At 68.2% G+C, this 3,490-nt stretch carries 2 protein-coding genes; one reads left to right on the forward strand and one right to left on the reverse strand.

Translation table 11 applies throughout. From position 1 onward, the window contains the following. Window positions 1-1,314, reverse strand: a 1,314-nt coding sequence (locus Q0176_RS05190; protein ID WP_299299905.1) for a class II fumarate hydratase, incomplete at its 3' end; no start/stop codon positions are given. Window positions 1,315-1,525: 211 nt separating this feature from the next. Here Q0176_RS05190 and Q0176_RS05195 point away from each other — a divergent pair. Further along, window positions 1,526-3,478 carry an ABC-F family ATP-binding cassette domain-containing protein gene (locus Q0176_RS05195; RefSeq protein ID WP_299299928.1) on the forward strand — a complete coding sequence of 651 codons (1,953 nt, stop codon included), beginning with the start codon at window positions 1,526-1,528 and terminating at the stop codon, window positions 3,476-3,478. Window positions 3,479-3,490: the final 12 nt, after the last annotated feature.

The raw sequence follows: 3,490 nt of genomic DNA on the forward strand, positions 1-3,490 counted from the left end.
GGCGAGCACGGCCTCCTTCAGGGTCGTCCCCTCGTCGTGGGCCCTGCGCGCGGCCTGAGCCGCGCGGTCGTAGCCGATGAGGGGCGTCAGGGCCGTCACGTTCATCAGGGAGCGTTCGGCATAGCGCCGCAGGCGCTCCTCGTCGGGCTCGATGCCGCGGACGCAGTTTGTCGTGAAGGAGGCGACGGCGTCCTTCAGAAGCCTGCACGACTGAAGGAAGTTGTAGATCAGGACCGGCATGTAGACGTTGAGCTCGAAGTTCCCCTGGCCGGCCGCGAAGGCTACCGTGACGTCGTTGCCCAGGACCTGGGCCGCGACCATCGACAGGGCCTCGCACTGCGTGGGGTTGACCTTGCCGGGCATGATGGAGCTGCCCGGCTCGTTCTCCGGCAGCCTCAGCTCGCCCAGGCCGCAGCGCGGGCCCGAGGCCAGCCATCGCACGTCGTTGGCGATCTTCAGCAGGTCCATCGCCAGGGTGCGGAGCGCCCCGTGCGCGAAGGACAGCTCGTCCTTGCCGCTCAAAGCCTGGAACTTGTTGGCTGCGGGATGGAATTCGAGCCCGGCCGTGCGCGACAGCTCCGCCGCCGCGAGCCTGTCGAACCCCTCGGGCGCGTTGAGCCCCGTGCCCACGGCGGTTCCCCCGAGGGCGAGGGACGAGAGGAAGGGGAGCGCCGCCTCGATCATCCGCGCGTCGCGCTCCAGGAGAGCGGCCCAGCCGCTCATCTCCTGCCCCAGGGTGATGGGGGTGGCGTCCTGCAGGTGCGTGCGCCCCGTCTTGACCAGGAGCATGAAGGCGTCCGCCCTCTCGGAGAGGGTCGCGCGAAGCCCCTCCAGGGCGGGGAGCAGGCCCCGAATCGCGCGCGCCGCCGCGATGTGCATGGCGGAGGGGAAGACGTCGTTGGAGCTTTGGGAACGGTTGACGTGGTCGTTCGGGTGCACCTCCCCGGGCGTTCCGGCCTCCCTCAGCAGCTCCGTCGCGCGGTGGGCCAGCACCTCGTTGACGTTCATGTTGGTCTGGGTCCCGCTGCCGGTCTGCCAGACGGACAGTACGAACTCGGCGTCGAGCCGGCCCGAGAGCGCCTCGTCCGCGGCGCGGACGATCGCGTCGGCCACGGCCCCGCTCAGGCAGCCCAGGCTCGCGTTGACGCGTGCGGCCGCACGCTTGATCAGGAGCAGGGCCTCGTGGACCTCCCGGGGCATCCGTTCCGTTCCGATGCGGAAGTTCTCCAGGCTGCGCTGCGTCTGCGCCCCCCACAGCCGGTCCGCGGGGACGCGCACCTCGCCCATGGAGTCCCTCTCGATGCGATAGTCCATGATGTTCCTCCCCGTTTTTAAAAGAATTGTTTCAAGATGAAGATTGCCCCGTCATTCATTGAAAAAAGGACATCCAAAAAGCCGGTCGGCCGCCGTGCGAACGTTCGGCCTTCGAGCCGGAAGGGGAGCGGAAAATCGCAGAAATGGATTGAAGTCCGCTTTTGAGCTCCTCCGCATTAGTATATACTCTCAAGGAGAGAGTCCGCGATAATTGGGAGGGATTGTTCTGATCGACATCAAGGGGCTTCAGCTGGCCTTCGGGGAGAAGGTCGTCTTCGACGATGTCGGCTGCCTGATCGGGGATCGGGCCCGGATGGGGCTCGTCGGCAACAACGGGGCGGGGAAGACGACGCTGCTGCGCGTCCTGACGGGGGAGATCGAGCCGGACGGAGGACGCGTCGAGCGTTCCAGGGGGCTGAGGGTCGGCTACCTGCCCCAGGACCTCGTGGAGCTGGAGCCCGTTCCGGTCCTGGACCTCCTGAAGGAACGCGTGGGGCTCGCGGGGCTGGAGGCGCGCCTGCGCACGGTGGAGCTCGCCCTGTCCCGGACGGACGAGGGGACGCGGGACCTCGGCGGACTGCTGGACGAACACTCCCGTCTGGAGCGGCATTTCGAGCACCTGGGGGGCTTCGGTTTCGAGGCGGCGGCGTTGAAGGTGCTGCGCGGCCTGGGGTTCGCGCAGGAGGATGGGGCGCGGAGCTGCTCGGAGTTCTCCGGGGGATGGAAGATGCGCATCGCCATGGCGGCCCTGCTGCTCTCCGCCCCCGACGTGCTGCTGCTGGACGAGCCGACGAACCACCTGGACACCGAGAGCATGGAATGGCTCGAGGGATGGCTGCGGGGCCATAAGGGGGCCGTCGTCGCCGTGTCGCACGACCGCCGTTTTCTGGAGAACATGGCCGAGCAGATCGCGGAGCTCGAGCACGGCCGCCTGACGCTCTACCCTTGCGGCTACGATCGCTATCTGCTGGAGAGGCAATGGGCCCGGGAGCGGCTCGAGCGCACGGCCGAGGAACAGAGACGCCGCGTGGAGGAGACCCTGCGTTTCGTCGACCGCTTCCGCTACAAATCGTCCAAGGCGGCCCAGGTACAGAGCCGCCTGAAGCGGCTCGAGAAGATGGAGCCCATCGTGCTGGACGGCCCCGACAAGGAGGTCCGGTTCCGCATCCCCGAGGCCCCGGACAGCGGCTGGGAGGTCCTGAGCGCCCGCGGCCTCTCCAGGGAGTACGACGGAAAACGGGTCTTCGACGGGCTCGATTTCTCCATCAACCGCGGGGAGCGCGTCGCCCTGGTGGGCGTCAACGGGGCGGGGAAGTCCACCCTGCTGCGCCTCCTGAGCGGGACCGAGGAGCCGACCACCGGGGCCGTGCGGCTGGGGCACAACGTCAGGGCAGCCTTCTACTCTCAGGAGAGCGCGCAGAACGTGGATTATTCCCATACGATATGGGAGGAGGCCCGATCGGCGCCCTCGGTCCTGAACGACGTCGGCCGCCGCAGCCTGCTGGGCGCGTTCCTGTTCTCCGGGGAGGACATCCATAAGCGCGTGTCCGTCCTGTCGGGAGGGGAGAAGGCGCGTCTGGCCCTTTTCAAGCTCATGCTGGCCGAGACCAACCTTCTGATCCTGGACGAGCCGACGAACCACCTCGACCGGAGCACCCGGGAACTGGTGCAGAACGCCCTGCTCCAGTACCGGGGGACGCTTCTCATCGTCTCCCACGACCGCCATTTTCTGGACGCCCTGGCGGAGCGGGTCCTCGAGATTCGCGGCGGGCGGCTCTACGACTATCCCGGCAACTATTCCTGGTTCCTGGAGAAGCGGGAGGAGATGGAGCGCCGGGACGGGGGCCTCGAACCCGACGGGGCGTTCCGGGTCGCGGACGCCCGCGAGGCCCGCAGGCGGGTGGCCGCGGAGCGGGAGCGGGCCGAACGGGAGCGGCGCGAGATCCGCAGGGAGCTGACGCCCCTGGAAAAGCGAATCGAGAGTATGGAGTCCCGCAGGGACGCGATCGACGCGGACCTGAGCGATCCTGCGGTGCTCGCCGACTCGGCGCGGATTCGGGAGCTTATGGTGGAGCGCAGCGCGCTCTCGGACGAGCTTTCGGAGGCCTACGAGCGCTGGGAGGCCCTGTCGCTCCGCCTCGAGGGCATCGTCCTGCCGGGATGACGGAATGGCGGG

It is taken from the genome of uncultured Fretibacterium sp., assembly GCF_938040765.1.
Taxonomy (GTDB): domain Bacteria; phylum Synergistota; class Synergistia; order Synergistales; family Aminobacteriaceae; genus CAJPSE01.